This window comes from Streptomyces sp. GESEQ-35, from assembly GCF_017948485.1.
Classification (GTDB): Bacteria; Actinomycetota; Actinomycetes; order Streptomycetales; family Streptomycetaceae; genus Streptomyces.
On the sequence record NZ_JAFFSX010000001.1, the window covers coordinates 400,875 to 425,015 of the forward strand.

The window sequence follows — 24,141 nt, forward strand, 5'->3', positions numbered from 1 at the left end:
GGCCTTTCGGAAACGACCGCACGCAGGCATGGCGGAACGGCCTTGCGTGGAGGCATGAGTGACAGACCGTCAGGGAGACGGGTCGGTGCGGGTGTGACGACGCCGGGCGTCGGGAGGAACACGGTTGCGGCAGCGCGCGTGAAGAGAGAACTCGGCCCGCGACGGGGTCACCGAGGGAGGGAAGGGCCGGTCAGACGGCCCGCTGCCGAGTCAGACGCAACACGCCGCGGAACACACTCGACCGAAGTCGATGTGGTCGCGCGTGACCAAACACTGCTGGGCATTCATGCGATTAATTGAGCAGTAACTCGCGCTCCTCGTCAAGGAGCGCTCGGATGCCGGACCGCCTCGGCCGGCCCCTCCCACGCGTTGTTGACATAGCCCGGCCGCGGCCCCATACGCTCGACGACGGATCTGCGACGCCCAGCGCGGCAGCTCCTCCGGCTGCGTTGAGGGACGCGGCGAATGTGACGACGCCGAGCCCCGGCCGCACCGTACCCGCGTAGCGTCTGTGCCGCTGCGCTCCCGAACGAGTGCCTCCGGGTGGTCACCCACGCCTGCGATTCCCTCACCCGGAGAGCCTCCCGATGGTCACGCCTTCCGATGTCACATCAACCCTTGCCACGAATCCCCCGGAGCGGGCGGGCACTCCTGGCCCCGACATGCCGCTGATCGTGCCGCGCCGGCACATCGGCCGCTGGGCGACAGCTGCCGCCGCGCTGCTGGTCTTCGCGATGGTGCTCAACTCCGTTGTTCGCAACGACGCATTCCAGTGGGACGTGGTGGGCCGGTACTTCACCACCGCCGCCGTGCTCGACGGACTGCTGCTGACCCTGTGGCTGACCGGCGTGGTGATGGTTCTCGGATTCCTGCTCGGCACCGTTCTGGCAGTCATGCGGCTGTCCGCCAACCCTGTTCTGCGCACGCTGAGTTGGGGATATGTATGGATCTTCAGGTCCACTCCGCTACTGGTGCAGCTGCTGTTCTGGTTCAACATCGGCGCCCTGTATCCCACGCTCGGCCTCGGCATCCCGTTCGGCCCGCAGTTCGTCACCGTCAAGACGGTGAACCTGCTGGGCCCCACCCTCACCGCCGTCATCGGCCTGACCCTGCACGAGACCGCCTACGCCGCCGAGGTGGTGCGCGGCGGCATACTCTCCGTCGACTCCGGCCAGACCGAGGCCGCCCAGGCAATCGGCCTGAGCAGGCGCCGTACCCTGCGCCGGATCGTCATTCCCCAGGCGATGCGCTCCATCGTGCCGACCGCCGGGAACATGCTGATCGGCACCCTGAAGGGAACGAGCATCGTCAGCGTGCTGGCCGTGCACGACCTGCTGTACTCGGTGCAGCTGATCTACAACCAGACGTACCAGGTCATCCCGCTACTGATGGTCGCCACTATTTGGTACATCGCGGTCACCAGCGTGCTCAGCACGGGGCAGTACTACGTCGAGCGGTACTACGCGCGCGGCGACGGCCGCCGACGCCCGTCCCGCGATCGGCGGTGACCTGTGAGCAGCACTCCCGACGCGAGCCCTTTCCCACTTTCCCTATCGAATTACTAGGAAAGTCTTGACGGGTCCAGCGGGGGATGCGCAGGATGATGTACATGTCCCGCACGCAGCAACGACTCGTTCGTCGTCGGCATGTCGACTTTGGTCACGTCGTCAGCGCCGCCTGCTGTCGCGCATAAGGCACCCGCGGCTCACACGATCGCCCGTGCCACTCCACTCCGTCTTTCCCAGGCGATCAGGCGAATCCACTACCTGCGCCTGATGGCCCGACAGACTTTCGAGGGACAACCGCCATGACCACAGCAGTTCCGGCCCCGGCCACTCCACTGGATCCGCCGCTCTCCGACACGCGCCATCTTCGCCTGGTGGGCGAAACCACGCAGAGCGGCACCGAGGGAAACACGTCCGCGCCGCTCGTCGGCTATCTCCTGCTCGTCCCCGAGGGCACCGATCCCGCCGAACTCTTCGTCAAGGACGGGCCACGGCCTGAGATCCGACCGGTCACCGCAACGGACTCGGCTCCTGCCCAGCCGACGGGGGACGACGGCGTCCGCGTGGATCCCGCGCGACACGTCGCTGAGTTGGACGGACGGGAACTCGACCTCACCTACCTGGAGTTCGCGCTGCTGGCGCATCTCGTTCTCCGTCCCCACCAGGTGCATTCGCGCGACCGGCTGGTGTCCGCCGTCTGGGGCTACGACCACATCGGCGACGGTCGCACCGTTGATGTCCACATCGCCCGCCTGCGCCGCAAGCTGGGCGAGGCTCACCGGCACCGGATCGTCACCGTACGGCGTATGGGGTACAAGTACGTGCCCGACCAGCAGGAGCGCCCCAGCACCGCGCCTTGCCATCGACCTTGAGGAGACCACCGACATGGGCGTTGCCACTGTGCCGTCCGGCCCCGCCTCGGAACCCGACCGGAGCAGCGGGCCCGGCCGTGCGCACTGGCTGCGCGTGGCCCGGGAGGCGGCGGACGACCTGGCCACGGATGCGGTGGCCAGGGAGCAGGCAGGCAAGGTCCCGTTCGACGAGGTGTCCCGGCTGCGCGAGGCGGGACTGCTGACGCTCCTGATTCCGGCCGAGTCCGGGGGCGGAGGCGCGGACTGGCCCACGGCCTACGCCGTTGTCCGGGAGATCGCCGCGGCCGACGGAGCGATCGGTCAACTGCTGGGCTGTCACTACTTCCTGTCGTGGAGCGCCCGGTTCTTCGCCGAGCCCGCCCTCGCCGCGCAGATCGAGGAGCGGTCCGCGGCTGAGGAGTGGTGCTGGGGTGGCGGTTTCGCCCGTCAGGAGCCGCCTCTGATGCTGGCCAGGACGGCCGGCGGCCTGACGCTCGGCGGTCGGCAGAGTTACACCACCGGGATCCAGGTCGCCGACCGCGTCGCCGTGCGCGCCGTGCGGGAGGACACGGGTGAACCACTCGCCGTCGTGGTGGATCCCGTCCGCCGCGGTGTGGTGATCGACGGCGACGCCGACACCTTCGGCCAGCGGCTCGCGGCCGGCGGCAGCGTGGAGTTCGACGACGTACGGGTGAGTGCCGACGACGTTCTCGGGTCCCTGTCCGCGGACGAGGACATCCTGTCGCCCCGGACCGCGCTGGCGTCGCCGGCCGGGCGCCTCCTCTCTGTCCAGCTCTGTCTCGGCATGGCCGAGGGGGTGCTCGCCGAAGCCCGTGAGTACAGCAGGACGGGCCACGCACCCTGGCACCCCGCCTGGCCGGTCGGTACCCGCCACGACCCGCAGGTGCTGACCGCCTACGGAGAACTCACCGTCCTCACCCGCGCCGCGTCCGCACTCGCCGATCAGGCGCTGGAAGCCGTGCACGGCGGGCTGGCACGCGGCGAAGACCTCACCTACGACGAGTACGCGGACATCTCCGTCCTCGTGGCCATGGCCGAATCCGCCGCTTCCAGGGCCGCGCAGGAATCCACCGCCCGCGCCCTCGACATCATCGGCGCCCGCTCCACCTCCTCGCGGCTGGGCTTGGACCGCTTCTGGCGCAACGCCCGGACCCACACCTTGTACGAGCCCGCCGCCCACCGGCTCCGCGATGTCGGGGACTACTTCCTCAACGGCGCCCATCCTCCGTTCGTCCTGCCCGCCTGACCGGCGGCAATGACGTTCGGGCACTGCGCTGACGGACCGGGGCCGGCATAAACGGCAGTCACCACGCCATCGCGCGGCCAGAGAATTGTGAACGCGGCACTTCAGCCGTATGTCGGACAGTTGAGAATACGCAACGCATACGCAGGCGACATTGACGTGGCTGGAATCCGCTGCAAGTCTCTTGGCTGTGAGCACGTCCGAGAACCTCGCCGCGCGCCTGCACGTCGATCTGCGACGTCAGGCCAGCGCCATCTGTGCGTGGACTCCTCGCAGCCATTTCTGATGCGGCCCCCTTCCCATTTGGGCCACTCCACACACCAAGAAACCTCTTGGCTTCGCTCCTCGCCTTTTCGGAACTGCGCGCGGCCCGAATCACGAACGGTTTGAGGGCCTCCTTCCCATTCCCAGCGGGAGAGACGAACTCAGAAACTCAGTGCCCCTATTCCAGCCGCTCCATCAATCTTGAACAGGACCCTTCCATGGTCACGACGGCATCGACCCGACGCCAGTTCCTCACACTGCTCGGTCTTTCGGCGGTGGCCGTGAGCTGCGGCACCACTGCAAGCGGAGCCACTTCCGGCAAGGGCCAGACCAAGACGCTCAGGTATCAGGGCTCGGCGGGTCAGGTCACGTTGCCCGAACTGGCCGAGGATCTCGGCTATCTGGAGGACGTGAAGCTGAAGTGGGTCGGCAACACGATCAGCGGACCACAGGACATCCAGTCCGCGGCCACGGGCCAGATCGACTTCGGCGGCGCGTTCAACGGCGCGGTCGTCAAACTGGCCGCGAACAAGGCCCCCATCAAGGCCGTCATCAGCTACTACGGGTCCGACAAGTACGCCTACAGCGGCTTCTACGTCCTTGAGGACAGCCCGATCCGCTCGCCCCGGGACCTGATCGGCAAGAAGGTCGGGATGAACACCCTCGGAGCCCACTCCGAGGCCATGCTCGACATCTACCTGCGGCGAGGCGGTCTGTCCGGGGCGGACATAGACAAGGTCGAGCCCCTCGTGGTGCCTCCGGTCAACACCGAACAGACCCTGCGGCAGAAGCAGATCGACGTGGCCGTACTCGGGGGCATCCTGCGCGACAAGGCCCTCGCGGCCGGGGGCATCCGCCCGCTGTTCACCGACTATCAACTGCTCGGCGCATTCAGCGCCGGCACCTACGTGATGACCGACCGCTTCCTGAAGCAGAGTCCCGACACGGCCCGGATCTTCGTCACCGCCGTCGGAAGAGCAATCGAGTGGTCCCGTTCCACTCCGCATGAAGAAGTCATCGCCCGGATGACGGACATCGTGGAGAAGCGCGGCCGCAACGAAGACACCGCACCCCTGAAGTACTGGCGTTCCTACGGCGTCACCGACACCGCAGGCCGGATCACCGGCAAGGAACTCCAGCTGTGGATCGACTGGTTGGCCGACCGCGGCGAAATCCAGAAGGGCCAGGTCACGCTTTCGGACCTCTATACCAATGAATTCAACGCCGCCGGCGCAAGCGGCGCATCGACTCCCTCAGCTGACTCGTCCGCCTCGACAAGCGGGAGCTGAATCCCATGCCGGAATCCATCACACCCAAGATCGTGTTCGAGGACGTACGGAAGGAATTCACCGTCAAGGACCGGACGGGGCATCGGCAGACCACCCGTTTCACCGCCCTCGACGGCATCGATCTGGAGATTGCGCCCGGCGAGTTCATAGTCCTGGTGGGTCCCAGCGGCTGCGGAAAGTCGACGCTGCTGGATCTGCTCGGCGGCCTCACCCAACCCACCGGCGGCCGGATCCTGTTGGACGGCAAACCCGTCACCGGCCCGGGCCTGGACCGGGGCATCGTGTTCCAGCAGTACGCGCTGCTGCCCTGGCGTACGGCACAGGCCAATGTCGAGTTCGGTCTGGAGGCCACCGGCGTCCCACGGCGTCAACGAGCCGCACGCGCCAGGGAGTTCCTGGATCTGGTCGGCCTGACCGGGTTCGAGGACCGGCACCCGCATGAGCTGTCGGGCGGGATGCGCCAGCGGGTGGCGCTCGCCCGCAGCCTCGCCTACGACCCCGATGTGCTCCTGATGGACGAGCCGTTCGCCGCGCTGGACGCCCAGACCCGGGAGTCGCTCCAGGACGAACTGCTGCGCATCTGGCAGCGCACCGGCAAAACCGTCGTCTTCATCACGCACGGCATCGACGAGGCCGTCTACCTGGGACGGCGCGTCGCCGTCATGACATCCAGGCCGGGCCGCATCAAGCAGATCGTGCCGGTCGCCTTCGGCTCCCGTACGGCGACCGACGACCTCCGCTCCAGTCCCGAGTTCACGCGGCACCGGCACCAGATCTGGTCGCTGCTGCACGACGAGGTGGCCAGGGCCCAGCAGTTGGAGAAGGAGGAGGCTTCCGTATGAGCCCCACAACCGGCACGGCCACCGACAAGACCACGTCGCTGGAGGCTGCGAGCGCCGCCGAGCCCGTCCCTGCCCCTTCCCCTGTCACGTCCGCGCCGCCTCGCGCCAGATCGTCGGACGTACGCCGAGTCCCTTCCCTCACGGCCCGGGTCCGCCGACTGCCGTACCTGATGCTGAAGGGGGCGACCAAATCCGCGGCCATGGTGGCGCTACTGCTGCTGTGGGAGACCGCACCTCGACTTGGCCTGGTCGACCGGGTTTTCCTGCCTCCCTTCAGTGAGGTCGCCCGCGCCTGGTGGGGGCTGGTGGCCGACGGTCAGCTCGCCGACAACGCACGCGCCAGCCTGGTGCGCTCGTTCAGCGGATTCGGTCTCGCTGTGGCCGTCGCCGTGCCACTCGGCCTGCTGATCGGCTGGTACCGGCCGGTCGCCGACCTCCTCGGCCCACTGCTGGAGGTGTTCCGCAACACGGCCGCCCTGGCGCTGCTGCCGGTGTTCGTACTGCTGCTGGGCATCGGCGAGACCTCGAAGATCTCCATCGTGGTGTACGCGTGCACCTGGCCGATCCTGCTCAACACCATCAGCGCGGTCCGCACCGTCGACCCGACCTTGCTGAAGCTCGCGAAGTCGATGGACCTGTCCGCGCCCCGGCTGTTCCAGAAGGTCATCCTCCCGGCGTCGGTTCCGGTGATGTTCACCGGCATCCGGCTGGCCGGAGCGGTGTCCATTCTGGTGCTGGTCGCCGCCGAGATGATCGGCGCCAAGGCGGGCCTCGGCTATCTGATCAACGCCTCGCAGTACAACTTCGCGATCCCGCAGATGTACGCGGGCATCATCACGATCTCCGCCATCGGCGTGGCCTTCAACCAGTTCCTGGTGGCCGTGGAGCGGCGGCTCAGCTCCTGGCGCGTACCCGCCACCAACTGACCCACGCGCCGCGCTCCCCCTGTCCCCCGCTCGTCTCGCTGCCTCCGATCCGAGGAACCTCATGACCGCGCCCAGACCCCGTCAACTGCATCTCAACGCCTTCCTGCGGCCACCGCGTCTTCGCCGGCGCCCCTGAGCAGATAGCCGACCAGCTCGAGGAGTGGTTCGTTCAGGGCGCCGCCGACGGCTTCAACATCATGCCGCCCCATCTGCCGGGCGGCCTGGAGGACTTCGTCGACCACGTCGTGCCGGTCCTTCAGCGGCGTGGCCTGTTTCGCACCGAGTACGGCGGCCGCACCCTGCGCGAGCACTACGGCCTGGCCCGTCCCGCCAACCGGCTGGCGGCCCTGGGCCCTCACCTCGGCCCGCCTGGGGCCAAGGGAACCTCTCTGCCCATCACCTCATGATGATCACCGACCGAAAGGAAACCCGCACATGACCACCAACACCGGCTTCGACGTCCGCAGGATCGGCGGCCGTATCGGCGCCGAGATCCACGGCGTGGATCTCTCCACCGACCTCGACCCCGCCGTCGTCACCGAGATCAACTCCGCACTCCTGGAACACAAGGCGCTCGTCTTCCGCGACCAGCACCTCGACGACGCGGGCCAGCTCCGCTTCGCCTCGCTCTTCGGCGAACTCACCACCGCACACCCGACCGTCCCCTCCGTCGAGGGCCAGCCCAACATCCTCCCCGTCGACGGCGACGAGGGCATCCGCGCCAACCAGTGGCACACGGACGTCACGTTCGTCCGTACGCCCCCGAAGGCATCCACGCTGCGCAGCATCGTGGTCCCGCCCTACGGCGGCAACACGCTCATCGCCAACTCGGCCGCCGCGTACCGGGATCTGCCCGAGCCGCTGCGCGAGCTTGCGGACAAGCTGTGGGCGGTGCACACCAACGACTACGACTACGCCGCCCCGAAGAGCGACAAGGCGGCCGAGCACCGCAGGCTTTTCGTCTCCCGCAAGTACCGCACCGCCCACCCGGTCGTCCGCGTCCATCCCGAGAGCGGGGAACGGGGGCTGTTCATCGGCGGCTTCGCCCAGAGCATCGTCGGCCTCGGCCCATCCGACTCGCGAGACCTGCTGCGTATCTTCCAGTCGTACGTCACCCGCCCGGAGAACATCGTGCGGGTGGCATGGACGCCGGGCGACCTCGTCCTGTTCGACAACCGCATCACCCAGCACTACGCCCCGGACGACTACGGCGACCTGCCGCGCCTGCTGCACCGGGCGACCGTCTCGGGCGACGCCCCCGCCGGTGTCGACGGCACCCTCAGCCACGTCATCGAGGGTGACGACGCCTCCCACTACACCCCCGCCGCGGCCTGAACCCCTCGGCTGCCGGGCCGGGGCACCTGCTCCTGCCCGGCAGCCTGCACGACGGGCCACTGAAGGCCGAGGTCATTGCCGACGTCATCGATGGATCCCGAAAAGCGAGACAGTCGCGCCCATCATATGGACACCCCCTTGGGGCGGACGCCGCCTTCTGCCACGATCCCTATCAACCAGGTGGGAATAATAGGGATCTGTGGGGGGTCATGAGAACACTCAACCGCGCAGACCATCACCATCCTTCGGCCCGCGGTGCGAGCGGAGTGCCGGTGCCTGCCCATGGGCCCTACGCCTCGCGCTTTCCGCCTCTCCCTCATCACCCATTCCTTGAGAGGACACCTCCGTGTCTGCCGCAAGACCGCTCATCCTGCGCACGTTCGCCGTCATCGCGGCGCTCCCCCTGCTGCTGACCGCTTGCGGCTACGGTTCCGAGTCCGCTGATGACGACAAGCAGACCGAGGTCGCGGCGGACGCCAAGAAGCTCTCCGTCGACGAGGTGAAGATCGGCTACTTCCCCAACCTCACGCACGCCACCGCTCTGGTGGGCGTCCAGGAGGGCCTGCTCCAGAAGGAGCTCGGCGGCACCAAGATCAAGCCGTCGACCTTCAACGCCGGCCCTTCCGAGATCGAGGCGCTGAACGCCGAAGCCATCGACATCGGCTGGATCGGCCCCTCCCCCTCCATCAACGGCTACACCAAGTCGAACGGCAAGAACCTGCGCATCATCAGCGGTTCCGCCTCCGGTGGCGTGAAGCTCGTCGTCAACCCGGACAAGATCAAGTCCCTGGACGACCTCAAGGGCAAGAAGATCGCCACGCCGCAGCTCGGGAACACGCAGGACGTCGCGTTCCTCAACTGGATCACGGAGAAGGGCTGGAAGGTCGACGCGGAGAGCGGCAAGGGCGATGTCTCCGTGGTCCGTACGGACAACAAGATCACCCCGGACGCCTACAAGTCCGGTTCCATCGACGGCGCCTGGGTGCCGGAGCCGACCGCGTCCAAGCTGGTCGCCGAGGGCGCCGAGGTGCTGCTCGACGAGGCCGATCTGTGGCCGGACAAGGAGTTCGTGATCACGAACATCATCGTGCGGCAGGACTTCCTCAAGGAGCACCCGGACGTCGTCGAAGCCGTGCTGCGCGGCTCCGTGAAGACCAACGAGTGGATCAACGCCAACCCGGACGAGGCCAAGGCGTCCGCCAACGCGGCGCTGGAGAAGTTGTCGGGCAAGGCGTTGCCCGCCGAAGTCATCGACCCGGCCTGGAAGTCCATCACCTTCCTCGACGACCCGCTGGCCTCCACCCTCGACGCCCAGGCCGAACACGCCGTCAAGGCCGGTCTGCTGGAGGAGCCCAGCCTGAAGGGCATCTACGACCTTGCACCGCTGAACAAGGTCCTCAAGGCCGAGGGCAAGGACGAGGTCGACGATGCCGGTCTCGGCGCCGAGTAACGATCCACCGGATCCGATGAGTTCCCAGGAGGTGACGACCGTGGCCACCACGATCGCCAGGGCTGCCGAGGACACCACGGCGGCAACGCATGCCGCCCGTATCAAGCATGTCTCGAAGTCCTTCCCCGCGCCGGGCACGCCCGGCGGGCAGCAGCTCGTGCTGGACGACATCACACTCGATGTGGCACCGGGCGAGTTCGTCACCCTCCTGGGAGCCTCCGGCTGCGGCAAGTCCACGCTGCTCAGCCTCGTCGCGGGACTGGACCTGCCGTCCGCCGGCTCGATCGACACGCACGGCCGGCCCGCCCTGATGTTCCAGGAGCACGCGCTGTTCCCCTGGCTGACCGCGGGCAAGAACATCGAACTCGCGCTGAAGCTGCGCGGCGTGGCCAAGCCCGAGCGCCGCACCGAGACGGAACGCCTGCTGGAACTCGTACGGCTACAGGGTGCGTACGGCAAGCGGGTGCACGAGCTGTCGGGCGGTATGCGGCAGCGCGTCGCGCTGGCCCGGGCGCTGGCCCAGGACAGCCGGCTGCTGCTGATGGACGAGCCGTTCGCCGCGCTGGACGCGATCACCCGTGACGTGCTGCACGACGAGCTGACCCGTATCTGGGGCGAGACGGGCTTGTCGGTGCTGTTCGTGACGCACAACGTGCGGGAGGCGGTGAAGCTGGCCCAGCGGGTGGTGCTCCTGTCCTCGCGGCCGGGGCGTATCGCCCGGGAGTGGACCGTCGGCATTCCGCAGCCGCGGCGTATCGAGGACAGTGCGGTCGCCGAGCTGTCCATCGAGATCACCGACGAACTGCGTAGGGAGATCCGCCGTCATGGCCAGCACTGACCCCGGCGTCGACATCAAGAAGGACGGCTCCCCGGCAGCCGGGGAGCGCCAGGACGCACAAGGCCTGGCGGGACTGGAGGCAGGGCTCGACGCGCTGGACTCGGTACAGACCGGCCGTACGCCGCTGCGCGAGACCCTGATACGCAAGGTGCTGCCGCCCATCACCGCCGTCGCACTGGTGCTGGTGGTCTGGCAGCTGCTGGTGTGGGCGGAGGTCGTCGCCGCCTACAAGCTGCCATCGCCGTCCGCGGTGTGGGACGAGGTGACCGACGCCTGGCGGCAGGGCACGCTGCTCGAATACATCTGGACCAGCGTCTCGCGCGGCCTGCTCGGCTTCCTGATGGCACTCGCCATCGGTACGCCGCTCGGCCTGCTGGTCGCCCGGGTGAAATTCGTCCGGGCGGCCATCGGCCCCATCCTGTCCGGTCTCCAGTCACTGCCTTCCGTGGCCTGGGTGCCCCCGGCTGTGCTCTGGCTGGGCCTCAACAACTCGATGATGTATGCCGTGATCCTGCTCGGCGCGGTCCCGTCCATTGCCAACGGCCTCGTCGCGGGCATCGACCAGATCCCGCCACTGTTCCTCCGTGCCGGGCGGAGTATGGGCGCGACCGGACTGCGCGGGGCCCGGCACATCGTGATGCCCGGGGCGCTCCCCGGCTACCTGGCGGGGCTGAAGCAGGGCTGGGCGTTCTCCTGGCGGTCGCTGATGGCCGCCGAGATCATCGCCTCCTCGCCCGATCTGGGCGTCGGTCTCGGCCAGTTGCTGGAAAACGGGCGCAACAACAGCAGCATGTCCCAGGTGTTCCTGGCCATCTTCCTGATCCTCCTCGTCGGCATCGCCATCGACCTGCTGATCTTCAGCCCGCTGGAGCGGCGGGTACTGCGCGGCCGGGGCCTGCTCACCCGCTGAACGAAAGGATCGTGAGCCCCCTCCCTCAGTCGACGAACAGCCCCCGCACCGCGGCCCGCGCGTCGAACTCCTCCAAATGGACCTGAGCCTCCGGCAGCGCGTCGCACATCGCCTCCAGGAGGACCTGCCCCAGCAGCATGGGGGCGCTCACCGTGTCGAACACCAGGCCCCTGCCCACCGCCGCCGGCAGGAGCAGATCGCTGTGGGCGGCCACCGGGGCGAACGTGCCGTCGGCGATCGTCACCACCGTGAGCCCCGCGTCCCGGGCATGGGCGAGCGCATCGAGGACCTCGCGCGGGTGGCGCGGCAGCGCGAAGCACAGCAGCGCGCTCGCACCGGCGTGCCGAGCGGCGTCGATCCGGTCGGCGAGCAGTGAGCCGCCTTCGTCGAGGAGACGTACGTCCGGGTGGACCTTCGCGCTGAAGTACGCGAAACCCCGAGCCGCAGCGGCGGACGCACGCAGCCCGAGCACCGGCAGCGGCCGGGAGACGGCGAGCAGCCGGCCCGCCTCGGCCACGGGCCCGGGGTCCGAGAGCAGGGACGCCAGCCGCCGCAGGTTGTCGATCTCGGCCTGCACCGCCTGCTGGTACGGGTTGTGCGGGTGCCCCTCCGGGGCGGCGGTGAGGGCGAGTTCCCGCACGTGCCGGCGCAGCGCCGGATACCCGTCGAAGCCGAGGGCGGTCGCGAAGCGGGTCACCGACGGCTGGCTCACCCCGGCCAGTTGGGCCAGCTCCACGCTCGACAGGAAGGGCACGGCGGGCGCCTGCCGGACCAGACAGTGCGCGATGCGGCGCTGTGTGGGGGTGAGCCGACGGCCCTCGAAGAGCTGATGCAGCCGTGCGAGGCCCGTCGGCGTACTCGAACCGGTCAACTCACGAGCCCGGCCGACGTCAGCCACTCCTCGGCGACGGCGCTCGCGTCCTCCTTGTCGGTGACGAGCTTCTTCATCATCTCCACCAGGTCCTCGGTGGTGAGCTTGGCCGAGACGGCGTTGAGGGCCGCCTTGGCCGTGTCGTCGACCGCGGACTTGTAGACGAGGGGGGTGACGTTCTGCGAGGAGAAGAGGTTCTCGGGGTCCTCCAGCACCACCAACTTGTCCTCGACGATGGCGGGATCGGTGGTGTAGATGTTCGCGGCCTGCACCTTGTCCGAGTTGAGCAGCTTCAGCAGGGTGCTCTGGGCACCCGCGTCGAGCGGCTGGAACTTCCCGAACTCGACACCGTAGATCTTCTTAAGGCCGATCCATCCCTGGGTGCGGGTCTTGAACTCCGAGCCGGCGCCGATCGTCCAGTCCCCCGCGACCGGCTTGAGGTCGGCAAGGGTCTTGAGGTTGTACTTCTCGGCGGTCTCGGAGGTGACCGTGACCGAGTCCTTGTCCTGGGCCTGAGCGGAGTCGAGGACCTCCACCGACGACGGGAGCTTCTTCTTCAGCTCGGCGTTGATGGCATCCGTGCTCGTCGAGGTGCTGGACTTGTCGACCGCGGTCGCCAGCAGGGCGCCGTTGTACTCCGGGAAGACATCGATGCCGCCCTTGACCACCTGGTCGTAGTAGACCTCGCGGGCCCCGATGTCGAACTTGCGGGTCACCTTCAGACCCTTGGCCTCCAGGGCCTGCGAGTAGATCTCGGCCAGCAGCTGGTTCTCGGGGAAGTTGGCCGAACCGACGACGAGGGACTTGCTGTCACTGTCGCCGCTGCTGCCGGTCAACGGATTGCTGTCGCTGTCGTCGCCGCTGCCGCAGGCGGTCAGCGAGAGTGCGGCGATCAGACCGAAGGCGGCGGCGCGGTACATGCCTCTCATGGGGAGTTCCCTTTCTCAAAACAGCTCAGGACTTGGACGCCGAGACCCTGAGGCCCGGCGAGACGACGGCGCGCCGCAGCGCGTTGAACAGGATCTGGACGACGAGCGCGAGCACGACGACGACGGCGGAACCGCCGACGACCAGCTCGTAGTCGTTACGGGAGAGCCCGTCGACGATGAAACGGCCCAGGCCACCGAGACCGGGATAGGCGGCGACGGTCGCGGTGGCCACCACCTGGATGGCGGCGATCCTGAGGCCGAGGAGAATCAGGGGCAGCGCCATCGGCACCTCCACCCGCACCAGGACCTGCCACTCGGTCATACCGACCCCGCGCGCGGCGTCCCTGGTGGCGGGGTCCACGCCCCGCACGCCCTCGAAGGTGTTGATGAGGATCGGCGGGATCGCCAGGGCGACCAGGGCGACCAGCACGGGCGTGGTGCTGAGGCCGGCCAGCGTGACGACGAGGACGACCAGGCCGAAGGTGGGGATCGCCCGTGCCAGGTTGACCACGCTGGCCACGGCGAACGCGCCCCGGCCGGTGTGGCCGACGAGCAGCCCCAGCGACAGCCCGATCAGGGCGGCGAACAGCAGTGACAGGCCGCTGTAGGTGAGGTGTTCCAGGAGCCGCTGGGGGATTCCCTCGTCGCCGTGCCACTGCGCCGAGGACGTCAACCAGTCTCCGATGAGCCGGAGTTGGTTCAGGAGATCGTTCATGACGCCGTCACCTTGCTCCGGGACCACGGGGTGAGCAGCCGCTGCGCCAGGACCAGCAGGGCGTCGGTGGTGAGTGCGAGCAGCATGATCAGCACGATCGCGGTGACGATCGGGGTCGGGAAGTCGAGCTGGAGGCCGCGGGTGATGTAGTAGCCGAGACCGCCCTGTCCGATCAGCTGTCCCACGGCCACGAGGCTGATGGACGAGACGGCGGCGACACGCACGCCGGCGATGACGACGGGTACGGCGATGGGCAGTTCGACCTGGACGATACGGCGGACCGTGCCGAAGCCCATTGCGGTGGCGGCCTGCCGGACCGGTTCGGGGACCGAGGCGAGGCCGTCGACGACGTTGGGCACCAGAACCGACAGGGTGTAGAGCGTGAGCGGGATCATCACGGTCTGTTCGGTCAGCCCCGTGTACTTGACGAAGATCATGAACAGGGCCAGTGACGGTATCGAGTAGAGGATGTTGGCCACGGTCAACACCGGCGGGTACAGCCATCGCCAGCGGTGGCAGAGGACGCCGAGGGGCACGGAGACGATCAGTCCGAACAGCACCGGAAGCAGACCGAGTCGCAGATGGACGCCTGTGTAGTCGGCGAGTTCGCCGGCGTGATCACCGATCCAGCCCCAGCGGACCAGCGGCTCACCGTCACTCATCGCTCACCACCCCCGCCTTGGCGGTCTCGGCGGCGGCCATCACGGCGGACAGCTCGTAGGCGTCCGCGACTCCGACGACCGCGCCGTCCACGTCCACACCCACCGCGAGCCGGGAGGGAGACAGGAGCGCGGCATCGAGCGCGGCCCGCGCCGAGTCGCCGACGAGGCTGAAGGTGTGGCCGAGCGGCGTCAGAGGTGCGTCCGCGAGCGTGCCGCTCTCCGGAAGCGCGGCGGCCTCGGCCCAGCCGAGCGGTCGCCGCTCGTCGTCGACGACCAGCACCCAGGGCTCGTCCGCGGCCCGGGCGCGCGCCACGGGCGAGGCCGCCGGAAGCACCGCACCGTCGCGCAGCGGCACCTCGGCCGCCTTGACGAAGGACAGCCGGCGGATGCCCCGGTCCTGGCCGACGAAGCCGGCCACGAACTCGTCGGCGGGGTGGGCGAGCAGCCGCTCGGGGGTGTCGAACTGGGCGAGCTTGCCGCCGGTCCGGAAGACCGCGATGTTGTCGCCGAGCTTGATCGCCTCGTCGATGTCATGGGTGACGAACACGATCGTCTTGTTCAGCTCCTTCTGTAGCCGGATGAACTCCGTCTGCAACTCGGCCCGGACGATCGGGTCGACCGCGCTGAACGGCTCGTCCATCAGCAGCACCGGCGGATCGGCGCCCAACGCCCTGGCCACCCCGACGCGCTGCTGCTGCCCGCCCGAGAGCTGGTTGGGATAGCGCTTGGCCATCTCACTCGGCAGCCCGACCAGCTCCAGCAGCTCCGCCGCCCGGGCCCGTGCCTTCTTCCGGTTCCAGCCGAGCAGCAGCGGCACGGTCGCGATGTTGTCGAGGATGGTCCGGTGCGGGAAGAGCCCCGCATGCTGGATCACGTACCCGATGCCGCGGCGCAGCTCGGGCGCGTTGATCTCTCGTATGTCACGGCCGCGCAGGCTCACCGTGCCGGTCGTCGGCTCCACCATGCGGTTGACCATGCGCAAAGTGGTGGTCTTGCCACAGCCGGAGGGACCGACGAGGACCGTGATGCCACCCTCGGCCAGTTCCAGGGACAGTCCGTCCACGGCTGTGGTTCCGTTTGGATAGTTTTTGCTCACCGCGTCGAATCTGATCAAGGCTGCCCCTTACCCGACTGCATATGGTCATGCAGAGTTACGGGTGACTGAATGGCAGTCAATGGCCTTTTGTAAACGGCGTATTACGTTCGTACGAAATCAGCAATTACCCAGCTCAGAAGTGGGGACACATCCCATGGAACCGGTCTGGTTCACCTTCCTGAACGGCTCGGACATCGCACAGCTCGAGCTGACCGACATCGAAATACTCGACGCCGTCGAGGAGGGACTACGCGCCCAGGGTTCGGGCGAGACAGTGATCGAACCGCGCGTCCACCTCCGGCCCGATCCGGCATTCAACGGCCACTTCAACGTGCTGCGCGGCTACGTCGCCCCGCTCGCCCTGGCCGGAGTCAAGATCGTGGGTGACTACGTCGACAACTACAAGGCCGGCCTGCCCTCCGAGATGGCCCTGCTCAACCTCTTCGACCCACGCACCGGTATGCCGGTGGCGGTCCTCGATGCCACCGCCCTCACCGAGATGCGCACCGGCGCCCTCACCGCGCTGGGCGCACGCCATCTGGCCCGCCCGGACGCCAAGGTGCTGGGGCACATCGGCGCCCGAGCCACGTCGTACTGGAACGTGCGGCTGCTCGACCGGATCTTCGACCTCGGCGAGATACGCGTCCACTCACGCCGCCCCGAAAGCCGCCGGGCCTTCGCCGAGCGACTGGAGCGGGATCTCGGCAAGCCGGTGATCGTGACCGAGGACTGGCAGACCTGTGTGGAGGACGCTGACATCGTCGTGGAGGCGTCACGTCTCGAGCGGCCGGAGCCGCTGCTCAGGACCGAGTGGATCGCACCCGGAGCCCTGGTCGTGCCGTACGGAACCAACAGCGCCGTCGAGCTCTCCCTCACCGACATCATGGACAAGATCGTCGTCGACGACTGGGGCCAGGCGCACGCCGGGCCGTTCGGCGCCCTGCGCGCCCACGTCGACTCCGGCCGGCTCGACGAGTCCCGTCTGCACGCGGAGTTGGGCGAGATAGTCGCCGGCCGCAAGCCCGGCCGGGAGAGCGCCGAGGAGACGAACCTGTTCTGGCACCGCGGCCTCTCCCTCTCCGACATCGCGCTGGGCGCCGCCATGCTTCAGAAGGCCGAAGAGCTGGGCCTCGGCCAGAAGTTGAGGTTCTCGTGACCGGGGTGTGCGTCGACGGCAGGACTCTGTCGTACGACGATGTCGTCGCCGTCGCCCGTCACGGCGTCCAAGTGGCCCTCGCGGACGAGGTGTTGCCTCGGCTGGAGCGCGAACGGGCCATCGTGGACGACGTGGTGGACCGCCAGGTGCCGACGTACGGTTTGACGACGGGCCTCGGCTCCCGTTCGTCGTACGCACTGCCACGGGACGAGCTGGAGCTGTTCAGCGTCCGTACGGTCCGGGGACGGGCCAACGCGGTCGGCGATCCACTGCCCGTCCCCGTCGTCCGCGCCGCCGTCCTCGCCCGCGTGAACGGCCTTGCGGGTGGGGGCAGCGGAGTGCGGCCGGAGATTCTGCGGCTGCTGGTGGCGATGCTCAACTCGCGGGTCCATCCGGTGATACCCGAGATGGGATCGATCGGCGCCGCCGATCTGGTCCAGATGGCCCATGTCGGTCTGGTCGTCATCGGTGAGGGCAGCGCGGAGCTGGGCGGTGAGGTGCTCGACGGCGGCACGGCGCTGCGGCGGGCCGGTCTCGACCCGGCCGAGCTGGGCCCGAGGGACGGCCATGTCCTGTGCAGTGCAAGCCCGTTGGCGGCCGGGCAGGGGGCGCTGGCCCTGCACGAGGCGGCCGCCGTCCTCACCCTCGCCCAGGCCGTCACGGCGCTCACCTACGAGGGCTTCCGGGCGAACACGAGCCCGCTCGACGCGCGGGTGCTGGGCCTGCGTCCCGCCCCCGGTCAGTCCCGGGCGGCGGACGAACTGCTCGCTCTGCTGACCGGCGGTGACCTGGTCGATCCCCGGCACGCACGGCGGGTCCAGGACCCGATCAGCCTGCGCTGCGCGGCCCAGGTCCACGGGGCGATGCACGCCGCGCTGGCATTCGCCGACGCCTCGCTCGGGCCGGAGCTCAACGGCCTGGGCGACAACCCGGTGGTCCTGGCCGACACCGGCGAGATCCTCTCGTCCGGCAACTTCCACACCCCCGCCCTGGCCCTCGCCCTCGACACGCTCGCGCTGGCCCTGACGCAGACCGCGTCGTTGTCGGCCGAGCGCATGCGACGGCTGCTCGATCCCGCCGTGAGCGGACTGCCGGCGAACCTCTCGCCGTACGGTCCGGAGCACTCGGGCTTCGCCCCGCTGGCCAAAACGGCGCAGGCGCTCGTCGCCGAGATCCGCATGCTGTCCGTACCGGTGAGCACCGACCCCCGCCACGGCGCGCACGCCGTGGAGGACGACTCGACCAACGCGGCGCTCGGGGCCCGGAGGCTGACGACAATGCTCACCCGCCTGCGTCAACTCCTCGCCGTGGAGGCCGTGGTGGCCGCGCAGGCCGTGGATCTTGCGGCGCCGCCCTCGCTCGGACGGGGACCGGACTTCCTGCACCGCGCGATCCGCAAGGCCGTGCCCCGCCTGGACGACGACCGTCCCTGCGGGGTGGACGTGGAGGTGGTGAGCCGCGACATCCTGGGGTCCGACGACGTCCGGAGCACGCTGCGCGCCTTGGCGGGAGAAGCGTCATGACCGAGGTCGCCGTAGACCAGCATCTGTGAGACCGGCACAGGGCCCGGACACGGCGAGCGTTGGTATGCGCCGGCCCAAACGCGCTGGACATCCCCACGTGGACGCCGAACATCCGCCGCGTCCGACCTCCGGGGGGCTCACCACGTGGGAGTGGCCCGGCCTCTCCGCTACGGTCGGCCGGTCTCGCAGGCGGCGAGCAGTGCGCGGACCGCCTCGACGGCGGCGCCGGTCACCGAGGGGTCCGCGCCATGCCGGGGGCGCGCACTGAGCCGTACCGGAGATACGGCGGGCAGGCCCATGACCGGGCTCAGCCCCTCGGGGTGCTGGCCACCGGGCACGGCGAGCAGAGCGGCGCCCAGTCCGGCCCGGGCCGCGTCCAGGACGCCGGCGAGATATCCGGCCTCGGCGACGACAGTGGCCGGGGTGTGGTCGGCGGCCAGCGCGGTGAGGGCGCGGCGGCGGATGACGCACGGTTCGTTGATCGCGACCAGCGGCAGCGCTGCGGGGGCGACAGGCGGCCTCCAGCCAGGGGCGGCGTACCAGCGCAGCGGCAGTCCGCCCACGGGGTTGCCGGCCGCGGCGGTCGCCTCGGTGACATAGACGGCGAGGTCGAGTTCGCCGCGGTCGACCGCGTCCGTCAATCGCGCCGAGCGGTCGATCCGCACCCGGACCTCGGCGCCCGCACTCACCTCCCGTACGGCCTCGGTGAGCACCGGGAGGATCTGGTCGGCGCCGTGCTCGGTGGCACCGATGACGACGGTGACGGTTCCCGGCCTGTCCTCGCCCAGCAACCTGCGCACGGCCGCGTCGTGCGCTCCCACGATCAGCCGTGCCTCCTGAAGGAGTTGGGCGCCGTGCGCGGTGAACCGGGTCTTGCGGCCGTCGGGTTCGACGGCGGGACAGCCGAGCGTCTTCTCGAGCCGTCGTACGTGCTGGCTGACCGCGGACTGACTGAGCGCGAGCGCGCCGGCCGCGCGGTGGAAGCCGCCGTAGTCGGCGACGGCGATCAGACTGCGCAGCGCCACAATGTCCAGGACCGGTCGCATTGGCGCAGGCTAGCACCAATCGATTAAGTATCGTGATCGGTTTCGATGGCGAATCGTCGTTGGACGTATGGCTTTCGTCTCCTGCATGCTGGGCGCATGCCGCGTACAGCCAACGCGTCGGCCTGCGGGCCGCGCCCCCTCAGCACCGGACCCCGGCCGTCGGCCATCGGGTCGGCGGTGTGCTGCGGTGCGGGCACCCGGCTGACACGGCGGCGGGTGGTCGACCTCGGCCTCGCCGTCACGATGCGCTGTTGCTGATCAGCGCACGCGCGATGCTCCGTTGATCCGGAACCGGACAAGCTGATCCCGCACGCCGAGGAGCTGTGCGGGCTCTCGACGCATGTGCGCGTCTCGCTCTCCCCCGCCTACGCCACCTGCGCGCCCCGCGGGCCCCCTGAGCCCCCCGATGAATCGAGTCACCATGAGCTCTCCTCAGCCTGTCCACGCCTGGGCCGAACCAGAGGGGATCGCCCCGCGCGGCACCCTCGTCGTTCTCCCCGGCCGCGGCGAACACGGCGGTGTGTACGAGCGGTTCGGCCGCCGTGTCGCCGCCGACGGCTACCGCGTGCGGGCCCTGCCTGATCCTTCCCCCGACCCGGAGACGGTCACCGACCAGGCCGCCAAACTGCTGCGCGACGAGACACTGCCCGGCCCCCGGGTGCTGGTCGGGTCCGACGCCGGGGCTCTGTACGGGGCGTGGCTCGCGGCGCGTGGCACACCAGGCCTGGACGCGCTGATCCTCGCCGGGCTGCCCACCGCATCGCAGGCGCTCGTGGCGACGCCCGACTGGGAGGCCGAACTCGATCAGCGCACCGCCTGCCCCACGCACCGGGGCAGGCTCACCTCCGACGTCGCGTTCCGGCGCGGTGCTCTCACGGACACGGCTCCTGCCGGTCTGCCTGCCCTGGAGGGCATCTCCGTCCCCGTCCTCGCTCTGCACGGCGCCGACGACACGGTCAGCCCCCTCCAGGAGGCCCGCCGCGCCTACCGCGCACTGCCCGGCGTTGAGCTGGTGAGCCTGGCCGGGACCCGGCACGACGCCCTCAACGACGTCACCCATCGCACGGCCGCCGCCACGATCGTGCTGTTCCTGGAGCGGCTGCGGCTCTCCCCGGACCTCGCGCCCATCGCCGTACGGGAGGACCTCGCATGACCGCCCCCGTGCTGACCGATGCTGCCGAGCTGCACTCCCTGCTGCGCCGCGGCGATCCGAGTCCTGTCGTCCTCGACGTGCGGTGGCGGCTCGGCGACCCGCACGGCCGGGAGCACTACCTCAAGGAGCACATCCCCGGCGCCGTGTACGTCGACCTCGATACCGAACTCGCGGCCGCGCCCACGCCCGAGGACGGTCGCCATCCCCTCCCCGACCCCGGGGACCTGCAAGCGGGGGCACGCCGCTGGGGCCTCACCGCGGGCCGCCCGGTGGTCGTCTACGACGACAACGGCAACACCGCCGCCGCGCGCGCCTGGTGGCTGCTGCGCTGGGCAGGAGTCGAGCGGGTGACGCTCCTCGACGGAGCGCTGGGCGCCTGGCGTGCGGCCGGACTGCCCACGGAGACCGGGGAGTCCGAGGTTCCCGCGCCGGGTGACATCGTGCTCAGCCCGGGGCAGTTGCCCGTTCTCGACGCGGACGCGGCGGCCGAAGTCGCCCGTGCCGGTGTACTGCTGGACGCCCGTGCCGCCGAGCGGTACCGGGGCGAGAACGAGCCGGTCGACCCGCGTGCCGGGCACATCCCCGGTGCGCTGTCCGCCCCCACGGGCGACAACCTCAATCCCGACGGGACCTTCCGCGACGTCGAGGAACTCGCCGTGCGGTTCACGGCGCTGGGTGCCGATGACGCCACCGACGTGGCGGTCTACTGCGGTTCCGGCGTGACGGCCGCCCACCAGATCGCGGCACTCGCCCACGCCGGCATCCCCGCCGCGCTGTACCCCGGTTCCTGGTCCGCCTGGTCCGCCGACCCCGACCGCCCGGCCGTGCTGGGCGAACGACCGTACTGAAACCCCGACATCCCCCGACTCCTTCCCGAGAGGCCACCCATGCCCTCCCCGAACACCGCAGTCTCCGGGACGTCTCCGCCGACGCACCCAACGCGGACGACGCCACCGGCCCCGACCCTCACCAAGAGCGACCGCCGCCCGGCACGCCCACGTAGGCGCCCCGCTCTTCGCGTGCCGCGCAGTGTGCGCCGGGCCGCCGGGCCGGTCGGGCTGCTGGCGGTGTGGTTCCTGGCGAGCACCACCGGTGTGCTCCCCGAGTCCGTCCTCGCCTCCCCCGTCGATGTCGTCCAGCGGGCCGTCGACCTGACCGGGACCGGTGAACTGCCGCAGGCCATCGCCGCGTCCGGCCGCCGCGCCGCGATCGGGTTCGTCATCGGTGCGGCCGCCGCGCTTGCGCTGTCGCTCACCGCGGGACTGTTCCGGCTGGGCGAGGACGTCATCGACGCGTCGATGGGCATGTTCCGGGCCATCCCCTGGGTGGGCCTGATCCCCTTGTTCATCGTCTGGTTCGGCATCGACGAGACCCCGAAGATCGCGCTGGTCGCGCTCGGTGTGACGTATCCGCTGTACTTCAACATCTACGGCGGCATCCGCTCCGCCGACGCCCGACTCATCGAAGCGGGACGGATGGTGGGGCTCGGCCGTATCGGTCTGATCCGGTACGTGATCCTGCCGTCCGCACTGCCCGGGGCTCTGGTGGGGCTGCGGTACGCGCTGTCCACCGCCTGGCTCGCCCTGGTCTTCGCCGAGCAGGTCAACGCGGACGCCGGCATCGGCTACCTGATGAGCAACGCACAGCAGTACTTCCAGACCGACGTCATCGTGCTGTGCCTCGTCGTCTACGCCGTACTGGGGCTGCTGTGCGACTTCGCCGTACGGCTGCTGTCGCGGCGGCTGCTGTCCTGGCGGGCCTCGTTCGACGGTGAGGGAGCGTGACGGTGATGAGTACGCGTGTGAGCACCCATGTCGAGGTCCGCGGACTGACCCGCGCCTTCGACGACAAGACCGTCATCGACGGCCTGGATCTCACCATCCGCCAGGGCGAGTTCGTCGCCCTGCTCGGCCACAGCGGCTGCGGCAAGTCGACGCTGCTGAAGATCCTTGCCGGGCTCGACAGCGAGACCGATGGCGAGGTGACCGTGCCGGAGCGCCGCTCGGTGGCCTTCCAGTCGCCGCGGCTGATGCCCTGGTTGCGTGCATGGCGCAACGTCGTGCTCGGCCTGCCGGGCTCTCCTGACCGCGCGCTCGCCGAGCGCTATCTGGGCGAGGTCGGCATCGAGGAGTACGCGGACCGCTGGCCCAAAACCCTGTCCGGGGGCCAGGCCCAGCGGGTCTCGCTGGCCCGCGCCCTGGTGCGCGAGCCCGAACTGCTGCTGCTCGACGAGCCGTTCGGCGCCCTGGACGCCCTCACCCGCGGCAAGGCGCAGCGGCTGGTGGCAGATCTGTGGCAGCGGCACGGCTGCTCGGTGCTCCTGGTCACGCACGACGTGGAGGAGGCGCTGCTGCTGGCCGACCGGGTCCTGGTGATGGACGGCGGGCGGATCGCGTACGAGGCCGAAGTCGGCCTGGAGCGGCCACGCGACCTCGGCTCCCCCGACTTCGTACGACTCCGCGGCGAACTGCTGCGCCGCCTGGGCGTCCACGACGCCTCGGCGCATCCCCTGGAAGAGGCATCCGCATGAGCCCCGTCAACCGCCTCAGCCGTGCGCTGAGTTCCGCACTCGTCCTCGCCGCGCTCCTCGCCACCGCCGCCTGCGGCGGGAACAGCGAGGCCGCCTCCGATGGCTCCTCATCGCGTGTGACCCTCACCATCGGCGACCAGGCCAGGAACCTCCAGACACTGCTCGACGCCTCCGGTGCCCTCAAGGGGACGTCGTACAACGTGAAGTGGGCCGAGTTCGAGGGTGCGGCACCGCTCTTCCAGGCCGTGCAGGCGGGGGCCGCGGACACCTCGTACGCCGCCGACCTCCCCACCCTCCAGGCGCTCTCCGGCGGTGTGCCCGTCAAGGCGGTGGGCGCGCTGCACAACGACGGCACGCACACCGGGATCGTGGTCCGCGCGGACTCCTCGGTGAAGAGCGTCAAGGACCTCAAGGGCAAGAAGGTCGTGGTCTCCTCTGCCAAGGGGTCCATCGCCGAGTACCTGCTCGCCCACGTGCTCCAACAGGCGGGGCTGAGCTACGACGACGTCAAGGTGCAGTACCTGCTGCCGACCGACGCGCAGGCCGCGTTCACCTCGGGCAAGATCGAGGTCTGGGCCACCTTCGGGGTCTACAAGGCCGTCGCCGAGCAGCAGGGCGGCCGCCTCCTCGTCAACGGCGCCGACGGGCGCGTGAGCGGCTACGGCTTCATCGGCGCCTCCGAGAAGGCGCTGGCCGACCAGGGCAAGAAGGCCGCCATCGCCGACTACCTGCGCCGGCTGAACACAGCACTGGCCTGGTCGCAGGAACACCCGGACGACTACGCCAAGGCCATCCAGCAGAACAACGGCGCCTCCCCCGAGGTCGCGAAAACGCTGGTGAGTCAGGCCAACAGCGAGTTGCTGCCGGTGAGTTCGCAGGTCGTCCAGGCCGTGCAGAAGGTCGGCGACACCATGCACGGCATCGGCGTCCTCACCCCGAACCCGACCGTCGCCGACCACGTCGACACCAGCCTCGTCAAGGAGTGA

Annotated in this window: 25 protein-coding genes and 1 pseudogene; 20 read left to right on the forward strand and 6 right to left on the reverse strand. The window is 69.4% G+C overall.

Translation table 11 applies throughout. The features are described from left to right. Positions 1 to 587: 587 nt before the first annotated feature. The 12 genes and pseudogenes from KCH87_RS01895 to KCH87_RS01945 all read left to right on the forward strand — a co-directional run bounded on the left by KCH87_RS01895 (position 588) and on the right by KCH87_RS01945 (position 11,474). On the forward strand, positions 588 to 1,508 hold the full coding sequence (locus KCH87_RS01895) for an amino acid ABC transporter permease (RefSeq protein ID WP_210583503.1): 921 nt from the start codon (positions 588 to 590) through the stop codon (positions 1,506 to 1,508). A gap of 299 nt (positions 1,509 to 1,807) precedes the next feature. Continuing rightward, on the forward strand, positions 1,808 to 2,377 hold the full coding sequence (locus tag KCH87_RS01900) for a winged helix-turn-helix domain-containing protein (protein WP_210583505.1): 570 nt from the start codon (positions 1,808 to 1,810) through the stop codon (positions 2,375 to 2,377). A gap of 13 nt (positions 2,378 to 2,390) precedes the next feature. After that, entirely contained in the window at positions 2,391 to 3,623 is a 1,233-nt protein-coding gene (locus KCH87_RS01905) for an acyl-CoA dehydrogenase family protein (RefSeq protein ID WP_210583507.1), read from the forward strand. Between the two features lie 187 nt (positions 3,624 to 3,810). Beyond that, a complete protein-coding gene (locus KCH87_RS50675) occupies positions 3,811 to 3,906 on the forward strand; it encodes a putative leader peptide (RefSeq protein WP_374198935.1) in 96 nt (31 codons plus the stop codon). Between the two features lie 46 nt (positions 3,907 to 3,952). Then, positions 3,953 to 5,173, forward strand: a complete 1,221-nt coding sequence (locus tag KCH87_RS01910) for an ABC transporter substrate-binding protein (protein WP_374198936.1) — start codon at positions 3,953 to 3,955, stop codon at positions 5,171 to 5,173. A gap of 5 nt (positions 5,174 to 5,178) precedes the next feature. Beyond that, positions 5,179 to 6,015, forward strand: a complete 837-nt coding sequence (locus tag KCH87_RS01915) for an ABC transporter ATP-binding protein (RefSeq protein ID WP_210583509.1) — start codon at positions 5,179 to 5,181, stop codon at positions 6,013 to 6,015. A 170-nt stretch (positions 6,016 to 6,185) separates the two neighbouring features. Further along, complete coding sequence (locus tag KCH87_RS01920) at positions 6,186 to 6,941, forward strand: ABC transporter permease (RefSeq protein ID WP_374198946.1); 756 nt, start codon at positions 6,186 to 6,188, stop codon at positions 6,939 to 6,941. Positions 6,942 to 7,048: 107 nt separating this feature from the next. Then, positions 7,049 to 7,348: pseudogene (locus KCH87_RS48770) on the forward strand (LLM class flavin-dependent oxidoreductase); the annotation flags it as partial. Positions 7,349 to 7,376: 28 nt separating this feature from the next. Continuing rightward, positions 7,377 to 8,276: a TauD/TfdA family dioxygenase gene (locus KCH87_RS01930; protein ID WP_210583513.1), complete on the forward strand. Its 900-nt coding sequence runs from the start codon at positions 7,377 to 7,379 to the stop codon at positions 8,274 to 8,276. 346 nt (positions 8,277 to 8,622) lie between these two features. Beyond that, complete coding sequence (locus KCH87_RS01935) at positions 8,623 to 9,726, forward strand: ABC transporter substrate-binding protein (protein WP_210583514.1); 1,104 nt, start codon at positions 8,623 to 8,625, stop codon at positions 9,724 to 9,726. Positions 9,727 to 9,742: 16 nt separating this feature from the next. Further along, positions 9,743 to 10,564, forward strand: a complete 822-nt coding sequence (locus KCH87_RS01940) for an ABC transporter ATP-binding protein (RefSeq protein WP_210583515.1) — start codon at positions 9,743 to 9,745, stop codon at positions 10,562 to 10,564. After that, on the forward strand, positions 10,551 to 11,474 hold the full coding sequence (locus tag KCH87_RS01945; protein WP_210583516.1) for an ABC transporter permease: 924 nt from the start codon (positions 10,551 to 10,553) through the stop codon (positions 11,472 to 11,474). The genes KCH87_RS01940 and KCH87_RS01945 overlap by 14 nt, the downstream gene beginning before the upstream one ends. Before the next feature lie 25 nt (positions 11,475 to 11,499). On the opposite strand, the gene KCH87_RS01950 is transcribed toward KCH87_RS01945, so the two are convergent. From KCH87_RS01950 to KCH87_RS01970, 5 genes are read right to left on the reverse strand one after another with little or no spacing between them, the layout of a single operon-like run. Next, positions 11,500 to 12,345 carry a MurR/RpiR family transcriptional regulator gene (locus KCH87_RS01950; protein WP_247195549.1) on the reverse strand — a complete coding sequence of 282 codons (846 nt, stop codon included), beginning with the start codon at positions 12,343 to 12,345 and terminating at the stop codon, positions 11,500 to 11,502. Further along, positions 12,342 to 13,265: an ABC transporter substrate-binding protein gene (locus KCH87_RS01955; protein ID WP_210584028.1), complete on the reverse strand. Its 924-nt coding sequence runs from the start codon at positions 13,263 to 13,265 to the stop codon at positions 12,342 to 12,344. The genes KCH87_RS01950 and KCH87_RS01955 overlap by 4 nt, the downstream gene beginning before the upstream one ends. Before the next feature lie 34 nt (positions 13,266 to 13,299). Beyond that, on the reverse strand, positions 13,300 to 13,989 hold the full coding sequence (locus tag KCH87_RS01960; protein ID WP_210583518.1) for an ABC transporter permease: 690 nt from the start codon (positions 13,987 to 13,989) through the stop codon (positions 13,300 to 13,302). Then, on the reverse strand, positions 13,986 to 14,651 hold the full coding sequence (locus KCH87_RS01965) for an ABC transporter permease (protein ID WP_210583519.1): 666 nt from the start codon (positions 14,649 to 14,651) through the stop codon (positions 13,986 to 13,988). The genes KCH87_RS01960 and KCH87_RS01965 overlap by 4 nt, the downstream gene beginning before the upstream one ends. After that, positions 14,644 to 15,765 (reverse strand): ABC transporter ATP-binding protein, encoded by a 1,122-nt coding sequence (locus KCH87_RS01970; protein ID WP_210583520.1) that lies wholly within the window; start codon positions 15,763 to 15,765, stop codon positions 14,644 to 14,646. The genes KCH87_RS01965 and KCH87_RS01970 overlap by 8 nt, the downstream gene beginning before the upstream one ends. Before the next feature lie 136 nt (positions 15,766 to 15,901). Between KCH87_RS01970 and KCH87_RS01975 the strand changes: the two genes are divergently transcribed. Together KCH87_RS01975 and hutH are read left to right on the forward strand one after the other, a co-directional pair. After that, on the forward strand, positions 15,902 to 16,903 hold the full coding sequence (locus KCH87_RS01975; RefSeq protein WP_210583521.1) for an ornithine cyclodeaminase family protein: 1,002 nt from the start codon (positions 15,902 to 15,904) through the stop codon (positions 16,901 to 16,903). Next, positions 16,900 to 18,426 carry a histidine ammonia-lyase gene (gene hutH / locus KCH87_RS01980; RefSeq protein WP_210583522.1) on the forward strand — a complete coding sequence of 509 codons (1,527 nt, stop codon included), beginning with the start codon at positions 16,900 to 16,902 and terminating at the stop codon, positions 18,424 to 18,426. Before KCH87_RS01975 ends, hutH begins: the two co-directional genes overlap by 4 nt. A gap of 167 nt (positions 18,427 to 18,593) precedes the next feature. Here the strand turns inward: hutH and KCH87_RS01985 are convergent, their stop codons facing one another. Beyond that, a complete protein-coding gene (locus tag KCH87_RS01985) occupies positions 18,594 to 19,472 on the reverse strand; it encodes a LysR family transcriptional regulator (RefSeq protein ID WP_210583523.1) in 879 nt (292 codons plus the stop codon). A 96-nt stretch (positions 19,473 to 19,568) separates the two neighbouring features. Here KCH87_RS01985 and KCH87_RS01990 point away from each other — a divergent pair, with 96 nt between their 5' ends. From KCH87_RS01990 to KCH87_RS02015, 6 genes are all read left to right on the forward strand, one after another. After that, positions 19,569 to 19,730: a hypothetical protein gene (locus tag KCH87_RS01990; RefSeq protein ID WP_210583524.1), complete on the forward strand. Its 162-nt coding sequence runs from the start codon at positions 19,569 to 19,571 to the stop codon at positions 19,728 to 19,730. 163 nt (positions 19,731 to 19,893) lie between these two features. Then, on the forward strand, positions 19,894 to 20,625 hold the full coding sequence (locus KCH87_RS01995; RefSeq protein ID WP_247195550.1) for an alpha/beta hydrolase: 732 nt from the start codon (positions 19,894 to 19,896) through the stop codon (positions 20,623 to 20,625). Beyond that, positions 20,622 to 21,473, forward strand: a complete 852-nt coding sequence (locus tag KCH87_RS02000; RefSeq protein ID WP_210583528.1) for a sulfurtransferase — start codon at positions 20,622 to 20,624, stop codon at positions 21,471 to 21,473. Before KCH87_RS01995 ends, KCH87_RS02000 begins: the two co-directional genes overlap by 4 nt. 39 nt (positions 21,474 to 21,512) lie before the next feature. Next, a complete protein-coding gene (locus tag KCH87_RS02005) occupies positions 21,513 to 22,409 on the forward strand; it encodes an ABC transporter permease (RefSeq protein WP_210583530.1) in 897 nt (298 codons plus the stop codon). A 5-nt stretch (positions 22,410 to 22,414) separates the two neighbouring features. Beyond that, positions 22,415 to 23,155 (forward strand): ABC transporter ATP-binding protein, encoded by a 741-nt coding sequence (locus tag KCH87_RS02010; protein WP_247195551.1) that lies wholly within the window; start codon positions 22,415 to 22,417, stop codon positions 23,153 to 23,155. Further along, a complete protein-coding gene (locus KCH87_RS02015; RefSeq protein ID WP_210583532.1) occupies positions 23,152 to 24,141 on the forward strand; it encodes an ABC transporter substrate-binding protein in 990 nt (329 codons plus the stop codon). The genes KCH87_RS02010 and KCH87_RS02015 overlap by 4 nt, the downstream gene beginning before the upstream one ends.

What these genes read in the sequence shown, in the direction of transcription:
- KCH87_RS01905 (WP_210583507.1), top strand. Translation starts at nt 2,391, where the DNA reads ATGGGCGTTGCCACTGTGCCGTCCGGCCCCGCCTCGGAACCCGACCGG.
- KCH87_RS02000 (WP_210583528.1), top strand. Translation starts at nt 20,622, where the DNA reads ATGACCGCCCCCGTGCTGACCGATGCTGCCGAGCTGCACTCCCTGCTG.
- KCH87_RS02010 (WP_247195551.1), top strand. Translation starts at nt 22,415, where the DNA reads ATGAGTACGCGTGTGAGCACCCATGTCGAGGTCCGCGGACTGACCCGC.
- KCH87_RS01975 (WP_210583521.1), top strand. Translation starts at nt 15,902, where the DNA reads ATGGAACCGGTCTGGTTCACCTTCCTGAACGGCTCGGACATCGCACAG.
- KCH87_RS01945 (WP_210583516.1), top strand. Translation starts at nt 10,551, where the DNA reads ATGGCCAGCACTGACCCCGGCGTCGACATCAAGAAGGACGGCTCCCCG.
- KCH87_RS01895 (WP_210583503.1), top strand. Translation starts at nt 588, where the DNA reads ATGGTCACGCCTTCCGATGTCACATCAACCCTTGCCACGAATCCCCCG.
- KCH87_RS01990 (WP_210583524.1), top strand. Translation starts at nt 19,569, where the DNA reads ATGCCGCGTACAGCCAACGCGTCGGCCTGCGGGCCGCGCCCCCTCAGC.
- KCH87_RS01920 (WP_374198946.1), top strand. Translation starts at nt 6,186, where the DNA reads ATGCTGAAGGGGGCGACCAAATCCGCGGCCATGGTGGCGCTACTGCTG.
- KCH87_RS01900 (WP_210583505.1), top strand. Translation starts at nt 1,808, where the DNA reads ATGACCACAGCAGTTCCGGCCCCGGCCACTCCACTGGATCCGCCGCTC.
- KCH87_RS01985 (WP_210583523.1), bottom strand. Translation starts at nt 19,472, where the DNA reads ATGCGACCGGTCCTGGACATTGTGGCGCTGCGCAGTCTGATCGCCGTC.
- KCH87_RS01995 (WP_247195550.1), top strand. Translation starts at nt 19,894, where the DNA reads ATGAGCTCTCCTCAGCCTGTCCACGCCTGGGCCGAACCAGAGGGGATC.
- KCH87_RS01965 (WP_210583519.1), bottom strand. Translation starts at nt 14,651, where the DNA reads ATGAGTGACGGTGAGCCGCTGGTCCGCTGGGGCTGGATCGGTGATCAC.
- KCH87_RS01960 (WP_210583518.1), bottom strand. Translation starts at nt 13,989, where the DNA reads ATGAACGATCTCCTGAACCAACTCCGGCTCATCGGAGACTGGTTGACG.
- KCH87_RS01955 (WP_210584028.1), bottom strand. Translation starts at nt 13,265, where the DNA reads ATGTACCGCGCCGCCGCCTTCGGTCTGATCGCCGCACTCTCGCTGACC.
- KCH87_RS01940 (WP_210583515.1), top strand. Translation starts at nt 9,743, where the DNA reads ATGAGTTCCCAGGAGGTGACGACCGTGGCCACCACGATCGCCAGGGCT.
- KCH87_RS01915 (WP_210583509.1), top strand. Translation starts at nt 5,179, where the DNA reads ATGCCGGAATCCATCACACCCAAGATCGTGTTCGAGGACGTACGGAAG.
- KCH87_RS02015 (WP_210583532.1), top strand. Translation starts at nt 23,152, where the DNA reads ATGAGCCCCGTCAACCGCCTCAGCCGTGCGCTGAGTTCCGCACTCGTC.
- KCH87_RS01930 (WP_210583513.1), top strand. Translation starts at nt 7,377, where the DNA reads ATGACCACCAACACCGGCTTCGACGTCCGCAGGATCGGCGGCCGTATC.
- KCH87_RS02005 (WP_210583530.1), top strand. Translation starts at nt 21,513, where the DNA reads ATGCCCTCCCCGAACACCGCAGTCTCCGGGACGTCTCCGCCGACGCAC.